Raw genomic sequence first — 20606 nt, 5'->3', positions numbered from 1 at the left:
CGGCGGAGCGGGCGCTGTCACCCGCTCCGCTGCGTCTTAGTCTGTGGCGACGCGGTAGATGTCGCGCACGTACCAATTGTTTTCCACGTTCTCAGTCGGCCAGTTCCGAATGGTCGGGTCCAGCACGAAGTTCTGCGTGTAGTGGTAGATCGGCAAAACGGCCATGTCCTCGGCGAGGATCTTCTCGACCTCGGCATAGGTCGGCTGTGGGTCCGACATGGTCACGCTGTCCAACATCAGCTGGTCAACCTTCTCGTTGGAATACTTGCCATCGTTGTTGGCGTTCCGCGTGGTGAGCAGGTCGAGGAAGGTGGAGGCCTCGTTGTAGTCCCCACACCAGGCGGAGCGGGCAATATCGAAGTTCTGGTTGCCCCGGATCTCCAGATAGGACTGCCATTCATAGTTGCTCAGCTTGGTGGTCACGCCCAAAGGTCGCCACATCTGACTGACCACGGTGGCGATCTGCTTGTGGTTTTCCGAGGTGTTGTAGATCAAGTCCAGCTCGATCGGGTTGTCGGGGCCGTAGCCGGCCTCCTCCATCAAGGCCTTGGCCTTCTCCATCCGCTCTTCCTGGCTCCAGAGGGCGTAGTCGATTTCCGGCAGCTCAAAATCGGCGGTGGCCCAGTGGGTAAAGCTATAGGCGGGCGCCTGACCCGCTTTCAGCACCTGATCGGTGATCACATCGCGGTTGATCATGTAGCTCAGCGCGGTGCGCACGCGCGGATCCTGTAGCGCCTCATGGCCGGTTTCGGTCTGGTTCACCGTGTAATAGTAGGAACAGAGCCGGGGCACCGAATGCGCCACATCCGGCATCTCTTCCTCAAGCCGCGGATAGCTGCCCGCGGGCAGGTCATCCATCATGTCGAACTCGCCTGCCTGAAACCGGTTGAGCGCCTGATTGGCGTCGTTGATCACATAGCCGGTGATCTCGGTGATGATCACATCTTCGGCGCCCCAGTACTCCGGGTTCTGGACAAGGCGCACGAACTCGTTCACGGCCATATCCTCCAGCACATAAGCGCCGTTGGAGACGATGTTTGCCGGGTTTGTCCAAGCTGCTCCATGCGCCTCGACTGTGGGCGGATGCGTCGGCATGAAGGTGTAATGCACGGTCATCTGCGGGAAATAGGGCAGGGGCCGCGCGAGCGAGACCTCCAGCGTGCGGTCATCGATGGCACGCACGCCAAGCTCTGAGGGGTCGGCCTCGCCGGAGGTCACAGCAGAGGCGTTGGTGATTTGGCTCAGTTCCACATACCACGCGTATTCGGACGCCGTGGCGGGGTCAGCCGCGCGCTGCCAGGCAAAGACGAAGTCTTGTGCAGTGACCGGGTCTCCGTTGGACCAGCGCGCGTCTTCGCGCAACTTGAAGGTCCAGGTCTGGTTGTCCTCGGAGGACCACTCCTCCGCCACGCCGGGACGCAGGGTGCCGTCTGCGTTTTGGGTTAGCAGCCCCTCGAACAGCTGCCGGGCCAGGTGGCCACCGACGGTTTCCTCGATCAGCTGCGGGTCGATCGATGGAAACTGATCCAAAAGCCGATATTCGAAGGTCTGATCGGCGGCCAGCGGTTCTCCTGTCACCGGATGTGTCTCTGCGGCCCAGGCCGGTGCGAAAGCCGTTTGTGTCAACAGCGCTGTGGTCGCCAAAATTCGAAATTTGGTCATCTTATTCTCCCGTTTTGTGTTGGTATGGCATCGTTCAGCTTGACTATTATTCGCCATATAGTTGCATAGGATTGTCGCAAACGCAGCGATTGTACACTCACAACGTGGCAAGGATCAGGCGGATCGGCAACAAAGCTCCGATGCAGATCAAAGATGCGTCAGTGGGGCGGATCGCTCCCCGTGACATCTACCCGCGTGGCGGACGGCTCTTGTAAACGGGCAGGCGCCAGCCCAAGGCCAAGGAGCCCGCACGCAGTGCCCAGGTCACGCCCGCGCAGACCATCAGGGGCACCAGCGCATCGGGAAAGTGAGGTCTCGCCAAGGCTGCCGTTAGGGCACCTGCGAAGGCGGCGGTCACGTAGAGCTCGCCCTGTTTCAGCACCAAAGGCACATCGTCGAGCACCACGTCGCGCAACAGGCCGCCCATGCAGCCGGTGATCGTGCCCATCAGCACCACCACAAGAACCGGCTGCCCCAGCGACAGCGCGACGCCCGTGCCCGCCGGGACCGCCACGGCCAGCGCAAAGCTGTCGAGCCAGATCAGTGTTTTCAGGCGGCTTTCAAACAGGTGGGCGGTCAGGAACACAAGCAGGGCCGCCGCGCAGGCCACGCCGATATAGCTTGGCTGTGCGATCCAGAAGACCGGGTTGCGGTCGAGTAGCACATCACGCACCGTGCCACCGCCCACCGCCGTGAGGCAGGCCACAAAGGCAAAGCCCACCAGATCAAGCTGTTGCCGCGAGGCGACCAGCGCGCCGGTGAGCGCAAAGATGAAAACCGAGGCATAGTCCAGCAGGGCGATCAGGGTCATAGCTGGCCTCTGATCCAGTCCACTGCCCGCCGATAGGGCGGTGCAAATCCCTCGGGCAGGGCTGCGTCCAGTTCCAGCCAGAAAAACCGAAAGAGATGCCCGCCGTCATCGGCGCAATGGTGTTGCCAATTGTCGCGCAGAGGCCCGGCCAAACGGCAGAGGCTGACGTGCCAGCGCGCGCCCGCGTCAATCTTCGTGCTTTCGCCAAGAGAGATGGCCGCCCGCGTCTCCAACCCGCTTTCCTCAAAGAGCTCACGTGCGGCAGCATGCTCGGGCCGTTCGCCTGACCTGATCCCGCCTTTCACCAGTTGCAGACCGGCCTGAGGATGTTCAAACGCTGCGATCCGTCGCGGCACCCCGTCGAGATGCAGCGCGACCGGGCAGGCGACCTCACGCACGGGTCGATGTCTTGAAGGGCGCCATGCCTGCGCGCGCCAACTCATCCGCACGCTCGTTCTCGGGGTGGCCTGCGTGCCCCTTCACCCAGGTCCAGGTCACATCATGGGCCGCATTCGCCGCATCCAGCCGCTGCCACAGCTCGGCGTTGGCGACCGGCTTTTTCGCCGCGTTCTTCCAGCCGTTCTTCTTCCAGCCGAAGATCCACCCGGTGATCCCGTTTTTGACATAGTTGCTGTCGGTCACAATGGTGATGGTGCTGCGGCGGCTCAGGCTCTCCAGCGCATGGATCGCGGCCAGCAGCTCCATGCGATTGTTCGTGGTCTCAGGCTCGCCGCCTTTCAACTCGCGTTCCTTCACGATGGTCTCACCGTCCATCGCGCGCAGCAGCACGCCCCAGCCGCCGGGGCCGGGGTTGCCGGAACAGGCACCATCGGTGTATGCAAAAAGCTCAGCCATGAGCGGCGAGGCATATCCAGTCGGCTTCAACACCGTCAAGGCCCTTTTCGCGGCCCGTTGTGCGCTCCGTGACCGTCAGCCCCACGTCCTCCAGCAGCCCCGTCAGCTCCGCATCGGTATAATAGGTGTAGAGCCGCCCGATCGGGTCACGCTGCGCGCCCCTGCCGGTCTTCATCCCAATATGAAATCGCCCGCCGGGCTTCAGCGCTGCCGCAATCGCGTCCAGATGCCGGGGCATATCGGCGCGCGGGGCGTGCAGCAGTGAGAAATTCGCCCAGATCCCGTCATAGAGATCGTGACCGGTGACATCATCAAACCCGGCAAGACGCGCGCGCACGCCGGGATATTGACCAGCCAGCGCCACCATCTCCGGTACCGGGTCAAAGGCCGTGACCTGCAGGCCAGCTCTCGCCATCTCGGCGGCAGAGTTCCCAGGCCCGCAGCCCAGATCCAGTACATGACCGCCCTCCGGCAAGGCCGCGATGAAAGCGGCCAGCTGCGGGTTTTTCGCGGCCTTATCTGTGACCATGCTCGCATAGTCCTGGGCCTTTGCGGCGTAAACCTTCAGGGTTTCCGCGTCGCTCATCAGATCACCGTCACTGCGAGGCATGCCACCACGACGGTCGTTAAAAGCATCCGCAATGACATCCACCAGCGCGGTGTCAGCCCCCATTGGGAGAAGGCGAAGTCCAGCACCAGCAGACCGAGAAACCCGAAGATCAGGTTCATTGCCGCCGTGGTTGGCCCACCGCCCGTCATGAAAAAGGCCCAGAGTGCCGGGATGACTGAAAGCGCATAGCCGGTCGCCGCCTGCGAGCCGCTGGCTCTGGTCGCAAAGCCCCAGAGCACGCCCGACATGAACGACAGGATGACCGAGCCGTAGAACAGCTGGACATATGGCCCGACAAATCGTGACCCCAGCGCGCCAGCGCCCCAGTTGGCGAGCGGCGCGTTGATGTAGGTGGCCGCGCCCCAGACGAAGGGGATGAGCCCTGCCAACCCGAGGACCAGCGGTGCCATCGGAATGCGGGTCATGCCCGTTCCAGCGCCAGACGGCCTGCGAGGGCCGCAAAAATGGCTGCGAAGGAGCGGTTGAGCCAGCGCATCACCACCTCCGAGCCCAGCAGCCAGCTGCGCGCCTGCGCAGCAAACAGGCCATAAAGCACAAACACGGCGAAGGTCAGCGCCATGAAGATGCCACCGAGCAGGCTCATCTCCAGCGTCGCAGTGGCCGCGTTGCCAGAGAGAAACGGTGGCAGCAGCGCCAGGAAAAAGATCGAGAGTTTGGGGTTCAGAATGTTGATCAACCCGCCCCGCCGCGCGATGCGCCAGCCGTTTTCCACCTTGCGGTTTGCCGAGATCGCCAGTGCACCACCCGAGCGCAGCGATTGCCAGGCGAGGTAGAGCAGATAAGCGACACCTGCGAATTTAACGATGGCAAACAGCACGGCCGAGGTGTGAAGCACCGCTGCCAGCCCCAGCGCTGCCGCAGCAAGGTGAGGCACAATCCCGAAGGTGCAGCCCAAGGCGGCCCAAAACGCGGCGATTCGCCCCTGACCAAGCCCAAGGGCCAGCGTATAGATGACCCCGGTGCCCGGCGCCAGCACGACGACAATCGCGGTCAGAAGAAACTGCAGCGAAATCATGCGGGCACCCTCAACACGCGCGGCACCTTGAACTCGACGTTTTCAACGGCGGTCTCAACCAGCTCGCGCGTGACGTCATAGTGGTCGGAGAAGGCGTCCATCACCTCGTTGATCAGGACTTCGGGCGCGGAGGCCCCTGCTGTGATCCCAATGCTGCGGATGCCCTCAAGGGCGCGCCAATCGATGTCCGTCGCACGCTGCACCAACTGCGCATATTGGCAGCCCGCGCGCGCGCCGACCTCGACAAGGCGTTTGGAGTTCGACGAATTGGGCGCGCCGACCACCAGCATCGCGTCGCATTTCGGCGCCATGGCCTTCACGGCCTCCTGCCGGTTGGTGGTGGCGTAACAGATGTCTTCTTTGTGCGGGCCAACGATGGCCGGAAAGCGCGCCTGCAGCGCGGCGACGATATCCGCCGTGTCATCCACACTCAGCGTGGTCTGCGTCACATAGGCCAACTGGCCCGGGTCGCGCACCTTGATGTCCGCCACATCCTCGACGGTTTCGACCAGCAGGACCTCGCCTTCGGGCAATTGCCCCATGGTGCCCACGGTCTCAGGATGGCCTGCGTGACCGATCATGATCATCTGCAAACCGTTGTCGGAATGTCGCTGGGCTTCGATATGCACCTTGCTGACCAGAGGGCAGGTCGCGTCGACATAGATCATCTCGCGCGCGGCGGCGGCAGCGGGCACCGCCTTGGGTACCCCGTGGGCAGAGAAGATGACGGGTCGGTCGTCGGGGCACTCCTCCAACTCTTCGACAAAAACGGCGCCTTTGTTGCGCAGCCCATCCACCACGAACTTGTTGTGTACAATCTCGTGGCGCACGTAGACGGGCGCGCCCCATTTCTCCAAGGCCATCTCAACGATCTTGATCGCCCGGTCGACGCCCGCGCAAAACCCGCGAGGTGCGGCCAGATACAAGGTCAATGGCGGCTTGGTCATCGGTGGCCCTCCCGTCAGCTCAAGACCTAGCTACCGTCTCGCACCGCAGCCGTCCAGAGCGCCCTGCCGGGTCGCTTCTTCATTGTTCAATAAATATGCAGATCAGACCGACGCGGATGCCGGGTCGGACTCAGCCGTTGGCCGCATCCGGCATATCGCGGGGCGGACGGCCAATCACTTCCTTGAGCTCGTCCAGCTCAATGAAGTTGTCCGCTTGGCGGCGCAGATCGTCAGAGATCATCGGCGGCTGACTGCGAATTGTTGATACAACTGATACGCGAACGCCTTGCCTCTGCAGGCTCTCAACCAGCGGGCGGAAGTCCCCGTCACCGGAGAACAGCACAATATGATCAATCCGTGGTGCAAGCTCCATCGCATCGACGGCAAGCTCGATGTCCATGTTTCCCTTGACCTTCCGACGCCCCATGCTGTCGGTGTATTCCTTCGCGGGCTTGGTCACCATTGTGAAGCCGTTGTAGTTCAGCCAATCAACCAGAGGGCGAATGGGCGAATACTCATCATTCTCCAGAAGAGCCGTGTAGTAGAACGCGCGCAGCAGCTTGCCCCGACGCATGAATTCCTGACGCAGCAGTTTGTAGTCGATGTCAAAGCCCAGTGACTTCGCCGCGGCGTAGAGATTCGAGCCGTCGATGAACAGCGCAAGCCGTTCGTCCTTGTAAAACATTTTTGGTCCTTCCGATGGGGCCGGTCGCTGGTGCTCACGAAACAGTTTCATTATCTATTAGGCGAACCGATCAGTTCAAAAATAGGGGTTTTTAATCTTGCCGCAAGATACACTCCGCTCTAAATCGAGCGAAAAACTGCCGCCAACCCTGACAATTGCGCTGATTGCCCTAGGGTCAAATCGCGCATCGCGGGAGGGCACCCCCGCGCAGGCCGTAAAATCGGGTATTGCTGCGGTTGCAAAGAAGCTGGGAGTGATTCGCGGTCAAAGCCGTCTTTATCAGACGCCGGCCTTTCCCCCAGGCAACGGAGCAGACTATGTAAATGCGGCACTTGGCGTCGAGACGGACCTGCCTCCACAGCAGTTGATCAAAGGGCTGCATGACATCGAGGCGCTGCATGGCAGGACCCGTGTCAAGAGGTGGGAGGCCCGCACCCTCGATCTGGACCTGATCGGCATGGGCGAATTGCTGCTGCCTGACGCGGAAACCCATGAAAAATGGCGGGGTTTGTCGCTGGAGAAGCAGGTGGATGCGGCTCCGGAAGAGCTGATCCTGCCGCATCCTCGGGTGCAGGAGCGGGCGTTTGTGCTGGTCCCGCTGGCTGATGTGGCGCCTGACTGGGTGCATCCTGCTTTGGGCCTGACCGTGCGCCAGATGGTTGCGGCGCTGCCGACCGAAGACATTGCCCAGGTGCAGCCACTTCCCCAAGGCTGAGAGCAGCGCCCGCCTAGATCGCGGCCATTTGCGCGTTCAGACAGGCGGTGACCTCGACCCTGCGCAAACCCGGGTCCAGCTTTGCAGTCTTGCATTTGAACGCCCCGCCCGACACCGCGACAATCTCCCGGGCGGTCCAGGCTGCGTCAGCCGTGCTCATACCGGTTCTGTCCCCGGAGTGAGAGGCGACAAGCACCTTGCCGAGAGCCAGATCCCGGACCAGAGCTGCCCCCAGCATTCCGAGACCGGCCTGAGCGGCGCAGTCCGCTGGCGCATCGGCAAAAGGAATGTGTTGAGCATCGGAGGTGACCAGCATGACTTTGAGCGGCCAGTCTGATCGCTTTTTCAGCCGCTGAACCAGCATCATCGGCATCAGCAGCCCATAGGTCACAGTCCGGTAAAGATCCTCGTCGTTCAGGTCGTCGATGGAACCGCACGCGCGGTGATCGGCAATAAAGATGAGCGTATGTATCATCTCCGTCCCGGCCAGCAGACGATCGACATCCTTTGCGACTTGCCTTGTGTCCGCTGCCACGAACAGCTTATGAAACGCGATGCCCGATACGGCTGGGTCGTCAGGCCCGGCGATGGCAACAGTGTGCCCATCGGCCTTGTACTGTGTGGCCAGATGAAGCCCCAGGCCAGCCGTGCCGCCGACAATCAGAAAACTCTTCTTCATGAAACTTGTCTCCGCGCGTTGGGGGAAGGCGGCGCTTAAGCGCTGTCGCGGCCAAGTCTTTGGTGCAATCACCGGTGGCGTCAATGTGTGCTTTTGGGTGTCGGGTTGGCCGGATCGCGGTTTGCGGCCCGTCCTTGCGCCTGAAGCGTCGCCCGGCGGTCAGGCGGGACGGCACATTAGGCGCTTGTATATCAGGGGAAAGCCGCCTAAATAGGCACCTTCTGACCCACCCCCGATCAATGGAGTGTTCCATGGCCCGCGTCACCGTTGAAGATTGCGTCGATAAAGTTCCTAACCGGTTCGAACTGGTGATGTTGGCCGCGCATCGTGCGCGCGAAATCTCTTCGGGCGCTGCAATCACCGTGAACCGGGACAACGACAAGAATCCGGTCGTCTCGCTGCGCGAGATTGCCGATGAGACGCAAAGCACCGATGAGCTGCGCGAGCGCCTGATCGAGAGCAACCAGAACCAGATCGAAGTGGACGAGCCGGAAGAAGACGCAATGGCGCTTCTGATGGGAGCCGAGCAGGACAAGCCCGAAGAGGACAGCATGTCCGAAGAGGCGCTGCTGCGGCAGCTGATGGCAGCACAGGGTCAAGGCTGAAGGCAGCCTGGTCCCGATCCAAAAGGCTGATGGATGACAACGACGCTGGACCAGATCGAAATCACTGCGGATGATCTGGTCAGCCTCGTTAGCAAATATAACCCAAAGACGAACGAAGCGCTGATCCGTGCGGCATATGACTATGGCCGCGCGATGCACGACGGGCAGTTTCGCCATTCCGGTGAGCTTTATTTCACCCACCCGGTTGCGGTTGCGGCGATCCTGACTGAACAGCAACTTGATGACGCCACGATCATCACCGCGCTGCTGCATGACACCATCGAAGACACCAAAGCCTCCTACGCTGAGGTGGCGGAGCTTTTTGGCAAGGAAGTGGCCGAGCTGGTCGATGGGGTCACCAAGCTGACCAACCTGCAGCTCAATTCGACCGAGACCAAACAGGCCGAGAACTTTCGCAAGCTGTTCATGGCGATGTCCAAGGATCTGCGGGTGATCCTGGTCAAGCTCTCAGACCGGCTGCACAACATGCGCACGATCAAGGCGATGCGTCCTGACAAGCAGGCGCAGAAGGCCCGCGAGACCATGGAGATCTTTGCGCCGCTTGCGGGCCGGATGGGCATGCAGTGGATGCGCGAGGAGCTGGAAGATCTGGCTTTTCGTGTGCTGAACCCCGAGGGTCGCGCGAGCATCATTCGCCGGTTCATCAACCTGCAGCGCGAAACCGGCGATGTGATCCAGCGGATCACCGGCGACATGCGGTTGGAGTTCGACAAGGCCGGGGTCGAGGCCGAAGTCTTTGGCCGCGCCAAGAAGCCCTATTCCATATGGCGCAAGATGCAGGAGAAGGAGCAGACCTTCTCGCGGCTCTCGGACATCTACGGTTTCCGCGTGATCACCGACACGGAAGAGGATTGCTACCGTGCGCTTGGGGCGATTCACCAGCGCTGGCGCGCGGTGCCAGGGCGCTTCAAGGATTACATCAGCCAGCCGAAATCGAACGGGTATCGCTCGATTCATACCACCGTCTCGGGCCGGGACGGCAAACGGGTCGAGGTGCAGATCCGCACCTCGCAGATGCATGATGTGGCGGAGACGGGCGTGGCGGCGCATTGGTCCTACCGCGACGGGGTGCGCAGCCAGAACCCCTTTGCGGTTGATCCCGCCAAGTGGATCACCCAACTGACCGAACAGTTTGACGCCGAAGAAGACCATCAGGACTTTCTCGAAGCGGTCAAGCTGGAGATGTACTCGGATCAGGTCTTCTGTTTCACACCGAAAGGCGAGGTCGTGAAGCTGCCGCGCGGCGCCACGCCAATAGATTTCGCCTTTGCGATCCACACACGCATTGGCACGGCCTGCGTCGGCGCCAAGGTGGACCATATGCGCGTGCCGCTCTGGACGCGTCTGAAGAACGGGCAGAGCGTCGAGATTATCACGGCCGAAGGGCAAAGCCCGCAGGCCACCTGGCTCGACATTGCCACCACCGGCAAGGCCCGGTCGGCCATTCGCCGTGCGCTGCGCGACGAGGACCGCGCCCGCTTTGTCAAGCTGGGGCGCGAGCTTGCACGCTCGGCTTTTGAGCATGTGGGGCGCAAGGCGACGGACAAGGCGCTCAGCACGGCTGCACGGCATATGCGGTTCAAGAACCGCGCGGATCTGCTGGCCCGTCTGGGCAGTGCCGAGATCACGGGCCGCGAGGTTGTGCAGGCGGTCTACCCGGACCTCACACCCAAATCGGGAGAGCGTGTGGATGCGCAACGCGCGGTGATCGGCCTGACACCGGGGCAGTCGTTCGAACGCGCGTTTTGCTGCCAGCCGCTGCCTGGCGAGCGGATTGTGGGGATCACCTTCAAGGGGCGCGGCGTGGTGGTGCACGCCATCGACTGCGACCGGATGAGCGCCTATGAGGACCAGCCTGACCGCTGGCTCGACCTGCGCTGGCACGAGGGCCCGCATTCCACGGTTTACGGCACCACATTGGACGTAACGCTTAATAATGATGCAGGCACCCTGGGGCGTATTTGCACCTTGATCGGTGAAACTCGTGCGAATATTGCAGATTTGCAATTTATCGATAGGAAACCTGACTTTTACCGTCTTCTGATTTATGTCGAACTGAGGGATGTGGCACATTTGCATTCGCTGATGCTGACCGTGGAAGCCGAAAGCGACGTGGCCGCCATTTCCCGCGCGCGCAATCTCGCGCAGGGGGCCGTCGAGACGCCTGTCTGATGCGGTTGCGATGGTGGTGATTTCGGGGCTGTCTGCGGGGGCGGGCGCCCCCGCAGGATAGTGAAAGAGGAACTTCGCCCGGTGGTTTTCAAACGCCGCGATCCCAAAAGCTGGCCTCGTGCAGTGGCGGAGTTTCTCTGGCCGCGCGGGGGATGGGCGCGCGCCTTCCACTATGTCAAACACCGCATGCGGCGTTTGCCCGATAGTCCCGAGCGCATCGCCCGTGGCATCTGGGCGGGCGTCTTCGCCGCCTTCACGCCGTTTTACGGGTTTCACTTCTTTATCGCGGCCGGGCTGGCCTTCGTTCTGCGCGGCAATGTGATTGCCGCCCTGATGGGCACCTTTTTTGGCAACCCGCTCACCTATGTGCCGATTGGGGTCGCGGCGCTCTCGACCGGGCACTGGCTGCTGGGAGATCACGTGGATGAGCGCATGCACCGCTCGTTTGTGGGCAAGTTTGCCGACGCCGCTGCGGATCTGAAAGACAACTTCATCGCGATGTTTACCGACGCCCGGGCCGATTGGACGCGGTTGAGCATTTTCTATGATGAGATCTTCTTTCCCTACCTTGTGGGAGGCATCCTGCCGGGGATTTTCTTTGCGAGCTTGTGCTATTATCTCTCGGTGCCTGTGATCCGGGTTTACCAGACGCGCCGTAAAGGTATGATCAAGGCAAAATTGGACGCCATCAAGGCCAAGGCTGCTGCAAAGGCAGACGCAAAGCGCAAAGCGGAACATCCAGCCGGGGACTAACGCGTGGGTTGAAATCCACGCCCAAATGGGGGGTCAGTCATGGCCAATCAGGAAAAACTGCGCCTCGGCGTCAACATCGATCACGTGGCCACTGTGCGCAATGCACGCGGTGGCGCTTATCCCGACCCGCTGCGGGCCGCGCGACTGGCAGAACAGGCCGGCGCTGACGGCATCACAGCCCATCTGCGCGAAGACCGGCGTCATATCTCGGACGCGGACATCGACGGGCTGATGGAGGTGCTGACCGTGCCGCTCAACTTCGAGATGGCCGCGACCGACGAGATGCAGCAGATCGCGCTGCGCCACAAACCGCACGCGGTTTGCATCGTGCCTGAAAAGCGCGCGGAGCGGACCACCGAAGGCGGGCTGGATGTGGCGCGTGACGAAAACCGCCTGGCGCATTTCATTGCACCGTTGCGGGGCGCCGGGTGCCGTGTGTCGATCTTCATTGCGGCAGACCAGCGCCAGATCGAAGCCGCGCACCGCATCGGCGCCGAAGTGATCGAGCTGCATACAGGCGCGTATTGCGATGCCTATGCGGACGGCGAGCTTGACACCCATCACGATGAGCTCAGGGCGCTGGGTGAGATGGCGACTTTCGCTCATTCACTGGGGCTGGAGGTGCATGCGGGCCACGGGCTGACCTATGACACGGTGATGCCTATTGCTGCCTTCCCCGAAGTGCGGGAATTGAACATTGGCCACTTCCTGATCGGCGAAAGCATATTTCTCGGGCTGGACCCCGCGATCAAGGAAATGCGCCGCCTGATGGATGAGGCGCGGGCCTGATGGATATCGGCACGCTTCTCACCGTCGCCGGAGCCTTCTTCATCGTCGCCGCCTCACCCGGGCCTGCAAATCTGGGTTGCGCGCTGGTGTCGATGCGGCATGGGCGCCGGGCAGGGCTTCAGTTTGGGGTGGGTCTGTCGGTTGGCCTCGCCGTCTGGGGCGTGCTTGCAGCAGCTGGTCTGGGCGCCGTTCTGCAGACATCGGAAAAGGCGTTGATTGCGCTCAAGCTCATCGGTGCTGGCTACCTCTTCTGGCTGGCCTGGCAGTCCGGGCGATCTGCCGCGCGCCGGATGGCGGATGTCAAACCGGCGGCCACAAGCGCCCGCTGGCTTCGCCAGGGGGTGCTGCTGAACCTCTCAAATCCAAAGGCCGTTTTTGCTTGGATGGCAGCACTTGCCATGGGGCTCGATGCTGATGCGGGGGTGGGCGCGGTCGGGATCGCCACCTTTGTCTGCGCGCTGATCGGCCTGGCCAACTACCTCGTCTGGGCCGTGCTCTTTTCCGCAGGTCCCGCGCTGCGGATCTATCAGCGTTTGCGGCGCTGGCTGGAGGGCGTGGTCGCCGGGCTCTTTGCCCTGGCCGGTCTGGGCATGCTGAGGTCCGCGTTGACGCGATGATCCTCGGCATCGGCACAGACCTCGCGAATATCGAGCGCATTCAGGGTACGCTGGATCGCTTTGGCGACCGGTTCCGCAATCGCGTCTTCACCGAGGTCGAGCAACGCAAGTCAGAGCGGCGCCGCGATGTGGCGGGCACCTATGCCAAACGTTGGGCGGCCAAGGAGGCGTGCTCGAAGGCGCTTGGCACAGGACTGCGCATGGGCATCGCCTGGAAGGACATGGCCGTCAGCAACCTCTCGACCGGCCAGCCGGTGATGCATGTGACCGGCTGGGCGAAAGAGCGACTGGACCGGATGACACCGGCCGGTCATGAAGCTATCATCCACGTGACCCTCACAGACGATCACCCCTGGGCGCAGGCCTTTGTGGTGATCGAAGCGCGGATTGTTGCGCCTTAGCGCACCGGGCCAAGTCTTTGGTTTATCTCTGATCTGAAGGGTCGTTTGCGGGTGCCAGCGCGGGCAGGAAGCGCCCGTCCCCCCATCGAGGGGGGAGCAGGCGCTGCCCGGCGGTGCCCGCCGGGGGGCAGGCGGCACGACCGGCGTTTGATTTGCAGCCTGAGGGGAGGGTGCGTCTCATTCTGCTTTGATCCACGCTAGTTTGCCTGAAACCGGCAGCTCACACGGACATTTGTATGGAACCCAGCGGTAGGGGAGATGCGGGGTGCACGGGGCTGCCTTGACTCGCCTCTCTCCCACCCGCATTTAGGCGCAGATCAATCAGTGGGAGCGCCCGATGGCCGCCAAAGAAGAGAAAAAGCAGAACGCCATTGTGGAGACGATCAAGACCATCGTCTATGCGTTGCTGATTGCCGGTGTCTTCCGCACCCTCTTTTTTCAGCCGTTCTGGATTCCTTCGGGCTCGATGAAAGAGACGCTGCTGGTTGGCGATTTCCTCTTTGTGAACAAGATGGCTTACGGCTATTCCTACGCCTCCTGCCCCAGCCTGATCATGCCGCGCTTTGGCATCAATGTGGATGCCAAGGATATCTGCGGCATGTTTGACGGCGACAACACCCGTCTGCTGGGCGGCGAACCGGAGCGCGGCGATGTGGTTGTCTTTCGACACCCAGTGTCGGGCCGCGACTATATCAAGCGGCTGATCGGTCTGCCGGGCGACAGCATCCAGATGCGGGACGGTGTGGTCTTTATCAATGGCGCCGCAGCCCCGCAGGAACCCGCAGGCGTGTTTGAAGAGATCATGGAGCCGCAGGGCCCCGAAGGCCGCAGGCCCCGCTGCGCCAATGGCCCCGTTGGGGACGGTGGTGTCTGCCAGAAAACCCGCTTCATCGAGACCTTGCCCGGCGGGACCGAACACATCGTGCTTGATATTGCCCCTCAGGCTTCTGACCGGACCGGCGTCTACAGGGTGCCGGAAGGCCACTATTTCTTTATGGGCGACAACCGCGACAACTCTGCTGACAGCCGGTTGGCCCAGCAGGTCCAGGGCGTGGGTTTTGTGCCTTACGAAAACCTCATCGGGCGCGCGGATCGGATCATGTTCTCATCCGCCGGGCGGTCAATGCTGTTTTTCTGGACGTGGCGGGGTGACCGTTTCTTCAAGGCGGTCGAGTGAAGCTCTCTGCCGAACTCAAGTCCTTTCAGGACCGCCTCGGGCATACGTTCAAGCGCCCCGAACTGCTTGCGCAGGCGGTCACGCATGCCTCGATGTCCTCGGCCAACCGGGACGACAACCAACGGCTGGAGTTCCTGGGCGACCGCGTTCTGGGGCTGGTGATGGCCGAAGCCTTGCTGAAGCTCGACACAGGCGCGACGGAAGGACAGCTGGCGCCGCGGTTCAATGCGCTGGTCCGCAAGGAAACCTGTGCCGATGTCGCGCGCCAGATCGATCTGGGTGCGGTTCTGCGGCTGGGGCGCTCCGAGATGCTGTCGGGCGGGCGCCGCAAGCAAGCGCTTCTGGGGGACAGCATTGAGGCGGTGCTGGCCGCAGTGTACCTTGATGCCGGGTTTGAGACAGCCAAAACGCTGATCCTGCGGTTGTGGGGCGACCGCGTGAAAAACGTCGATGAGGATGCGCGGGACGCAAAGACCGCGCTGCAGGAATGGGCCCAGGCCCGCGGGTTGCAGCCGCCCTCCTATGTCGAAGTGTCGCGGGCCGGGCCAGACCATGCGCCCGTATTCACCATCGCCGCCGAGCTTGAAACAGGTGAGCGTCGCGAGGCGACCGCAGGGTCCAAGCGGCAGGCGGAACAGGCGGCCGCAGGTAATCTGCTCTCCGCGCTGGAGCAATCGGCATGAGCACGCGCGCGGGGTTTGTGGCCCTGATTGGAGAGCCCAATGCGGGCAAGTCCACCTTGCTGAACCGCATGGTCGGCGCGAAAGTCTCCATCGTCACGCACAAAGTTCAAACCACGCGAGCGCGCATCCGGGGCGTGGCCTTGGAAGGCGACGCGCAGATCGTCTTTGTGGACACGCCGGGCCTCTTTCAACCGCGCCGGCGGCTCGACCGCGCCATGGTCGCGGCGGCTTGGGGTGGGGCGGCGGATGCGGACGTCATCGTGCTTTTGATCGAAGCGCAGCGCGGCGTGACCGAAGGGGTGGAGCGTATTCTGGACGGCCTTGTGGATATCGGCGAGGGGCGCAAGGTTGCCCTGGCCATTAACAAGATCGACCGGGTGCAGTCTGAGGTTCTCCTGGGGCTAAGCAAGGATTTGAACGACCGCTACCCTTTTGCGCAGACTTTCATGATCTCTGCCGAGAAAGGGCATGGCGTGGACGCCCTGCGCGGCTGGCTGGCAGAGGAATTGCCTGAGGGGCCCTGGCTTTACCCCGAGGATCAGATTGCGGATCTGCCCATGCGCATGATTGCTGCCGAGATGACGCGCGAGAAGCTGACCCTGCGTCTGCATCAGGAATTGCCCTACCAGTTGACCGTCGAGACTGAGAGTTGGGAGGAGCGCAAGGACGGCTCCGCCAGGATCGATCAGCTGATTTATGTGGTGCGCGACGGGCACAAGGGGATTGTGCTGGGCCACAAGGGCGAGACGATCAAGGCGGTGTCGAAGGCGTCGCGCGAAGAGCTGGAAGAGTTTCTGGGCCGCAAGGTGCATCTCTTCCTGCAGGTCAAAGTGCGCCCGAACTGGCTGGACGAGGCGGAGCGCTACACCGAGATGGGGCTGGACTTTGGAGATGGAAACAGCTGATCCGATGTGTCCGCATGTGAGCATAAGACGAGTGGCGCAATGTCACGGCTGACGGCGCGGTTCTGGATCGACGCCTATCTGGCGCGCCTGCAGGGCCAGAATATTCCGGCGTTCATCGTGGCGCATGGGGATGATGATGCGGGCAGCGTTCTGGTGAAACTGAACCGTCTCGACGGGCAGGCGACCGTGTTTCAACGCAGCTACAACCTGATGGAAGACCGCCGCAACTGGGCCATTCTGGAGCAGGGCAGCGAGGCTGATGTGGACGAGAGCATCACCCGGCAGCGCAACTATGATCCGGACATCTGGGTGATCGAAGTGGAAGACCGACAGGGCCGCCATATGCTGGATCAGCCGGGTCTGGAGTGATGGACTGGCGCGACGAGGGGATTTTGCTCAGCACCCGGCGCCATGGTGAAACCTCTGCAATCATTGATGTTTTTACGCCAGAGCACGGGCGTCATTCCGGCGTGGTGCGTGGCGGCACCAGCCGCAAGATTGCGCCCATCCTGCAGCCGGGTGCGCAGCTGGATGTGACCTGGCGCGCGCGGCTGGAGGATCATATTGGCAGTTTTCAGGTCGAACCGGTGCGCAGCCGGGCGGCGGCTGCGCTGGGGGACCGTCTGGCTTTGGCAGGGCTCAATGCGGTCACGGCGCTCCTGAGCTTTTCTTTGCCCGAGCGGGAGCCGCACGCACGGCTCTATCGCCGCAGCGAGCAACTGCTCGACCTTCTGGATCAGCCCGAGGTATGGCCTTTGGCCTATCTGAAATGGGAGCTCTGTCTGCTGGAAGAGATGGGCTATGCGCTGGATCTGGACGCCTGCGCCGTGACCGGGCAGCGCGGGGATCTGGCCTTTGTATCGCCAAAGTCCGGCCGTGCGGTGTCGCGCGCCGCAGCGGGGGAGTGGGCCACGCGGCTTTTGCCGCTGCCGGATGTGCTGCGCGGTGTTGGTTCGGGTAGTGACGCGGAGGTGGCCGAAGGCTACCGTACGACGGGGCATTTCCTGACAGCACATCTGGCAGCAGATCTGGGGAACAAGCCGCTGCCCGAAGCGCGGGCGCGTTTTGTCGAGGCGTTCACTCGGAGGCTGTGAACACCATGCTGCGCCCCTCGGGTGTCGACAGGATCATCGTCTCGCCCAGAACCTCTGACAGGGTCATGGTGGTGAGCGCCGAGAAATAGGTGGTTTCGGCGTTGAGCTCCGTGCAGGCTATGCGCGTGCTCACAATGTCCGTAGCCTCGAACCAGGGATACGGGACGGTCATCGCGCCGCGAAAGCTGTTGCAGGGGGCCTCACCCGCGAGTTGGCCAGGCTCCGGGAAACTCAGCGTTGCGCGGTAGGAGACGGCGATGCCATCGAGTTCTACCAGCTTCCAGACCTTGCCCGCGCCGCCATAGGCAGAGACAGTCTCGTCCCCCCGACAGGCTGCAAGGCTGACTGCGCAGAGGGCCGCAAGTAGGGCCAGATGCCACCGGTTCATTTCAGCGCAAGAACGAGGTCAATCATGGTGTCAAAGGCCTGCACCGGTTTGGTTTTGCTCTGAAGCATGGGCAGGCCGGTCAATACACCCAGACAGCTTTGTGCAAAGGTCGGGTTGCGCACTCCGAGATGTGCCAAAAGGTTGACCAGATAGGTCAGGCGTTCGGCGTCCACATCCGCCACGGCCTTCGCAACAAACTGATCCGTCTGGGCCCAGGCCCGGAAGGCCGGGTCTTGCTTGTCCGTCAGGATATATTTGCCAAAGGCGCGCAGCCGCTTCTCGGCATTGCCGCTTTCCGCCAGCGCCGAGGCGATCTGGGTCAGCGCCCGCGACTGCCAGTCGCGCACCACAGCATCGTGCAGAGCGGGAACATCCTTGAAGTGCCAGTAAAACGATCCTTTGGTCGCGCCAAGGCCTCGGGCCAACGGTTCGGCTGCCAGGGCAGGGGGGCCGTTCTGGACCAAGGCATCAAGCCCCGCGTCGATCCAGGACTGTCGGGTGAGTCGCTGTGTCGCCATGGCTCAGCCATACGCAGGTGGTTGTCATGCTGCAAGTGCGAAGGTGCCGGGCGGCGGCGAACAGCCGCAGGTGCCTGCCAAGGGTGCACCGGCGCGCGCGGATGCCCGCCGGTTCCCCGTCTGCGCAAGTGAATCTATCAGTTCAGTAGGCGTCGCGCGATCACCTGGGCCTGGATCTCGGCCGCGCCCTCGAAGATGTTGAGGATGCGGGCATCGCAAAGCACGCGGCTGATCTTGTATTCCAGCGCAAACCCGTTGCCGCCGTGGATTTGCAGCCCGTTGTCGGCGGCTGCCCAGGCCACGCGGGCGCCGAGCAGCTTGGCCATACCAGCCTCCACGTCGCATCGGCGTCCCTCATCTTTCTCGAACGCCGAGAAATAGGTGAGCTGGCGCGCGATGGTCAGCTCAACCGCCATCATGGCCAGCTTGCCCGAGACGCGCGGGAAGGCGATCAGTGGCTTGCCGAACTGCTTGCGGTCCTGCGCGTATTGCATGGAGATATCGAGAGCGGATTGCCCAACGCCCACAGCCCGCGCTGCGGTCTGAATGCGGGCGCTTTCGAAGGTCTCCATCAGCTGCTTGAAGCCCTTGCCTTCCTCACCGCCCAGCAGGTTCTCACCCTTCACATGGAAGTTGTCAAAGGCCAGCTCGTATTCCTTCATCCCGCGATAGCCCAGCACGTCGATCTCGCCGCCGGTCATGCCCTCGGTGGGGAAGGGCGCCTCGTCGGTGCCGGGCGTCTTCTCGGCCAGGAACATCGACAGGCCTTTGTAGTCGGTCGTCTCCGGATCTGTCCGCGCCAGCAAGGTCATGACATGGGTGCGCGCGGCGTGGGTGATCCAGGTCTTGTTGCCGGTGATCTTGTAGTCATCGCCGTCTTTCACGGCCCGCGTGCGCAGCGAGCCAAGGTCTGAGCCGGTGTTCGGCTCGGTGAAGACGGCTGTGGGCAGCGTCTCGGCACTGGCCAGTTGCGGCAACCACTTCTCTTTCTGCGCCTCGGTCCCGCCCGCAAGGATCAGCTCCGCTGCGATCTCCGAGCGGGTGCCCAGTGAGCCCACACCGATATAGCCGCGCGACAGCTCTTCCGAGACCACGCACATGGAGGCTTTTGACAGGCCAAAGCCGCCGTATTCCTCGGGAATGGTCAGGCCGAAGACACCCATCTCGGCCAGTTCGTCGATCACCTCAAGCGGGATCAACTCGTCGTTCAAGTGCCAGTCATGCGCGAAGGGTTCGACTTTCTCCACCGCATAGCGGCGGAATTGTTCGCGGATCATCTCCAACTCGTCATCAAGACCCGAAGCCCCGGTGATGATATTGGCCGAATGCTCCTGCATCAGTTCGACCAGCCGCGTGCGCGCGGCTTGGGTGTTGCCCTGTTGGGTCAACGTCACGACGGCAGGTTCCATCATCGCCCGCATGTCGGACTGATCAAGGCCAAGGTCCTGTAGTCGTAGCATCTCCCCTTGGTTCATCTGGATGCCGCCATAAAGCTGCCAAAGGTATTCGCCAAATGCGATCTGCAGGATCAGCTGCTCGGTCTCGCCAAAGGTGCCTTTGTCTCGAAGGCCCTCCGCCCAGGCCTGCATCTGGCGCAGCGACTGCACGTAGGTCGCGACCCAAGCCAACCCATGGGCGGCTGTTTGATGTTGCTCTACCAATGCGCCGGACACGCGGTCGCCTTCGGTGACCAAAGCCTTCACCCGCGCGGTCGCTGTCTCAAGTAACGCGGTGAGAGGCGGTAGTGTTGCGGCCGTCAGGCCAAGGAGATCGTCCAGGATCACAGCGGTCTGCGTTGGCGGTGTTTGTCCATCATGGGGCATCATAACATCCTTCATCGGTTGAGAGACGATGTAAGTCTTTCGCAGGTGCAGCGCAATATAAATACCTCTGAATGCGTCAATTTGCACTAAAGTTTCGCGACGTCGCGGGCGTTACTCTGTATCCCAGGCGGAAACACTCTGTTGATCGCCGTTATCTGGCGCTCAGACGTGAAAAAGCGCCGCTGTCGCGACGCTTCTCAGTCACACTGGTTACCGATTCTCGTTTGAAAACTGGCGCATCGGAAGACAGGTGGTCTTGCCTGCCGATGCGCCCGACCCCGGGGCGCCTCAGCCCTGACGCGCGACTGTCACGCCCGAAACATCCTCAATGAATGTCACGATGCGTGTCTTGATCGTATCGTCACGGATCGCAGCCAGCGCCGTGACGATTTCAAGACCCGGATCACGGCGATCAGAGACTTCTGCTGTCGTATCAAGGCCTTCAAAGAAATACGACGTTGGAACATCAAGAATGCGAGACAACTCGTACAGCCGGCTGGCAGCAATGCGGTTCGATCCGATTTCGTATTTCTGGATTTGCTGGAACGACAGTTCCAACTCACGGGCAACGTCCGTCTGGGACAGGCGCCGCATCGTGCGAATCTGCTTCAACTTGCGGCCAACGTGAACATCAACTGGATGGGACATAACTATTTAACA

General features: G+C 62.0%; 26 protein-coding genes. 12 read left to right on the top strand and 14 right to left on the bottom strand.

The window, feature by feature from the left end:
• Positions 1-36 precede the first annotated feature (36 nt).
• From So717_RS13905 to So717_RS13865, 9 genes are all read right to left on the bottom strand, one after another.
• Positions 37-1662, bottom strand: coding sequence for a peptide ABC transporter substrate-binding protein (locus So717_RS13905; RefSeq protein WP_159978305.1), 1626 nt, complete (start codon positions 1660-1662; stop codon positions 37-39).
• Positions 1663-1849: 187 nt separating this feature from the next.
• Positions 1850-2473: a trimeric intracellular cation channel family protein gene (locus So717_RS13900; protein WP_159978303.1), complete on the bottom strand. Its 624-nt coding sequence runs from the start codon at positions 2471-2473 to the stop codon at positions 1850-1852.
• Entirely contained in the window at positions 2470-2871 is a 402-nt protein-coding gene (locus So717_RS13895) for an NUDIX domain-containing protein (RefSeq protein ID WP_202981913.1), read from the bottom strand. Before So717_RS13895 ends, So717_RS13900 begins: the two co-directional genes overlap by 4 nt.
• Positions 2864-3328, bottom strand: coding sequence for a ribonuclease HI (gene rnhA / locus So717_RS13890; protein ID WP_159978299.1), 465 nt, complete (start codon positions 3326-3328; stop codon positions 2864-2866). The genes So717_RS13895 and rnhA overlap by 8 nt, the downstream gene beginning before the upstream one ends.
• A complete protein-coding gene (locus So717_RS13885; protein ID WP_159978297.1) occupies positions 3321-3914 on the bottom strand; it encodes a class I SAM-dependent methyltransferase in 594 nt (197 codons plus the stop codon). The genes rnhA and So717_RS13885 overlap by 8 nt, the downstream gene beginning before the upstream one ends.
• Positions 3914-4363 (bottom strand): DUF3429 domain-containing protein, encoded by a 450-nt coding sequence (locus So717_RS13880; protein WP_159978295.1) that lies wholly within the window; start codon positions 4361-4363, stop codon positions 3914-3916. The genes So717_RS13885 and So717_RS13880 overlap by 1 nt, the downstream gene beginning before the upstream one ends.
• Positions 4360-4974, bottom strand: coding sequence for a LysE family translocator (locus So717_RS13875; protein ID WP_159978293.1), 615 nt, complete (start codon positions 4972-4974; stop codon positions 4360-4362). Before So717_RS13875 ends, So717_RS13880 begins: the two co-directional genes overlap by 4 nt.
• Entirely contained in the window at positions 4971-5921 is a 951-nt protein-coding gene (ispH, locus tag So717_RS13870) for a 4-hydroxy-3-methylbut-2-enyl diphosphate reductase (protein WP_159978291.1), read from the bottom strand. Before ispH ends, So717_RS13875 begins: the two co-directional genes overlap by 4 nt.
• A gap of 130 nt (positions 5922-6051) precedes the next feature.
• Positions 6052-6606, bottom strand: coding sequence for a LabA-like NYN domain-containing protein (locus tag So717_RS13865; protein ID WP_159978289.1), 555 nt, complete (start codon positions 6604-6606; stop codon positions 6052-6054).
• A 97-nt stretch (positions 6607-6703) separates the two neighbouring features.
• Here So717_RS13865 and folK point away from each other — a divergent pair, with 97 nt between their 5' ends.
• The gene (gene folK / locus So717_RS13860) at positions 6704-7321 is read left to right on the top strand and encodes a 2-amino-4-hydroxy-6-hydroxymethyldihydropteridine diphosphokinase (RefSeq protein WP_306439506.1); all 618 of its coding nucleotides are present in this window, start codon (positions 6704-6706) and stop codon (positions 7319-7321) included.
• A gap of 13 nt (positions 7322-7334) precedes the next feature.
• Here folK and So717_RS13855 read toward each other — a convergent pair whose 3' ends face one another.
• Positions 7335-8000 carry a Rossmann-fold NAD(P)-binding domain-containing protein gene (locus So717_RS13855; protein WP_159978287.1) on the bottom strand — a complete coding sequence of 222 codons (666 nt, stop codon included), beginning with the start codon at positions 7998-8000 and terminating at the stop codon, positions 7335-7337.
• A 251-nt stretch (positions 8001-8251) separates the two neighbouring features.
• Between So717_RS13855 and rpoZ the strand changes: the two genes are divergently transcribed.
• The 11 genes from rpoZ to recO all read left to right on the top strand — a co-directional run bounded on the left by rpoZ (position 8252) and on the right by recO (position 17217).
• Positions 8252-8605: a DNA-directed RNA polymerase subunit omega gene (rpoZ, locus tag So717_RS13850; RefSeq protein ID WP_159978285.1), complete on the top strand. Its 354-nt coding sequence runs from the start codon at positions 8252-8254 to the stop codon at positions 8603-8605.
• Between the two features lie 33 nt (positions 8606-8638).
• Positions 8639-10798: a RelA/SpoT family protein gene (locus tag So717_RS13845; RefSeq protein ID WP_159978283.1), complete on the top strand. Its 2160-nt coding sequence runs from the start codon at positions 8639-8641 to the stop codon at positions 10796-10798.
• Between the two features lie 81 nt (positions 10799-10879).
• Positions 10880-11551: a DUF2062 domain-containing protein gene (locus tag So717_RS13840; RefSeq protein WP_159978724.1), complete on the top strand. Its 672-nt coding sequence runs from the start codon at positions 10880-10882 to the stop codon at positions 11549-11551.
• Positions 11552-11590: 39 nt separating this feature from the next.
• The gene (locus tag So717_RS13835; RefSeq protein ID WP_159978281.1) at positions 11591-12340 is read left to right on the top strand and encodes a pyridoxine 5'-phosphate synthase; all 750 of its coding nucleotides are present in this window, start codon (positions 11591-11593) and stop codon (positions 12338-12340) included.
• Positions 12340-12957, top strand: coding sequence for a LysE family translocator (locus So717_RS13830; protein ID WP_238840936.1), 618 nt, complete (start codon positions 12340-12342; stop codon positions 12955-12957). The genes So717_RS13835 and So717_RS13830 overlap by 1 nt, the downstream gene beginning before the upstream one ends.
• Positions 12954-13358 (top strand): holo-ACP synthase, encoded by a 405-nt coding sequence (gene acpS, locus So717_RS13825; protein WP_159978279.1) that lies wholly within the window; start codon positions 12954-12956, stop codon positions 13356-13358. The genes So717_RS13830 and acpS overlap by 4 nt, the downstream gene beginning before the upstream one ends.
• A gap of 337 nt (positions 13359-13695) precedes the next feature.
• On the top strand, positions 13696-14535 hold the full coding sequence (gene lepB / locus So717_RS13820; RefSeq protein WP_159978277.1) for a signal peptidase I: 840 nt from the start codon (positions 13696-13698) through the stop codon (positions 14533-14535).
• Positions 14532-15218 (top strand): ribonuclease III, encoded by a 687-nt coding sequence (gene rnc, locus So717_RS13815; protein WP_159978275.1) that lies wholly within the window; start codon positions 14532-14534, stop codon positions 15216-15218. The genes lepB and rnc overlap by 4 nt, the downstream gene beginning before the upstream one ends.
• Positions 15215-16123, top strand: a complete 909-nt coding sequence (gene era / locus So717_RS13810; RefSeq protein ID WP_159978273.1) for a GTPase Era — start codon at positions 15215-15217, stop codon at positions 16121-16123. Before rnc ends, era begins: the two co-directional genes overlap by 4 nt.
• Before the next feature lie 39 nt (positions 16124-16162).
• Positions 16163-16492: a DUF1491 family protein gene (locus tag So717_RS13805; protein WP_159978271.1), complete on the top strand. Its 330-nt coding sequence runs from the start codon at positions 16163-16165 to the stop codon at positions 16490-16492.
• A complete protein-coding gene (gene recO, locus So717_RS13800) occupies positions 16492-17217 on the top strand; it encodes a DNA repair protein RecO (protein ID WP_159978269.1) in 726 nt (241 codons plus the stop codon). The genes So717_RS13805 and recO overlap by 1 nt, the downstream gene beginning before the upstream one ends.
• On the opposite strand, the gene So717_RS13795 is transcribed toward recO, so the two are convergent.
• The 4 genes from So717_RS13795 to So717_RS13780 all read right to left on the bottom strand — a co-directional run bounded on the left by So717_RS13795 (position 17201) and on the right by So717_RS13780 (position 20594).
• Positions 17201-17605 carry an META domain-containing protein gene (locus tag So717_RS13795; RefSeq protein ID WP_159978267.1) on the bottom strand — a complete coding sequence of 135 codons (405 nt, stop codon included), beginning with the start codon at positions 17603-17605 and terminating at the stop codon, positions 17201-17203. The two genes, recO and So717_RS13795, sit on opposite strands and share 17 nt — an antisense overlap.
• Entirely contained in the window at positions 17602-18123 is a 522-nt protein-coding gene (locus tag So717_RS13790) for a TetR/AcrR family transcriptional regulator (protein WP_159978265.1), read from the bottom strand. Before So717_RS13790 ends, So717_RS13795 begins: the two co-directional genes overlap by 4 nt.
• A gap of 137 nt (positions 18124-18260) precedes the next feature.
• On the bottom strand, positions 18261-19946 hold the full coding sequence (locus So717_RS13785; protein WP_159978263.1) for an acyl-CoA dehydrogenase family protein: 1686 nt from the start codon (positions 19944-19946) through the stop codon (positions 18261-18263).
• A gap of 288 nt (positions 19947-20234) precedes the next feature.
• Positions 20235-20594 (bottom strand): helix-turn-helix domain-containing protein, encoded by a 360-nt coding sequence (locus So717_RS13780; RefSeq protein WP_159978261.1) that lies wholly within the window; start codon positions 20592-20594, stop codon positions 20235-20237.
• Positions 20595-20606 lie beyond the last annotated feature (12 nt).

The sequence above is a fragment of the Roseobacter cerasinus genome, assembly GCF_009811755.1.
Taxonomy (GTDB): domain Bacteria; phylum Pseudomonadota; class Alphaproteobacteria; order Rhodobacterales; family Rhodobacteraceae; genus Roseobacter; species Roseobacter cerasinus.
The sequence above is the reverse complement of the archived record's forward strand: the minus strand, read 5'-3'. Positions and strand labels throughout refer to the sequence as shown.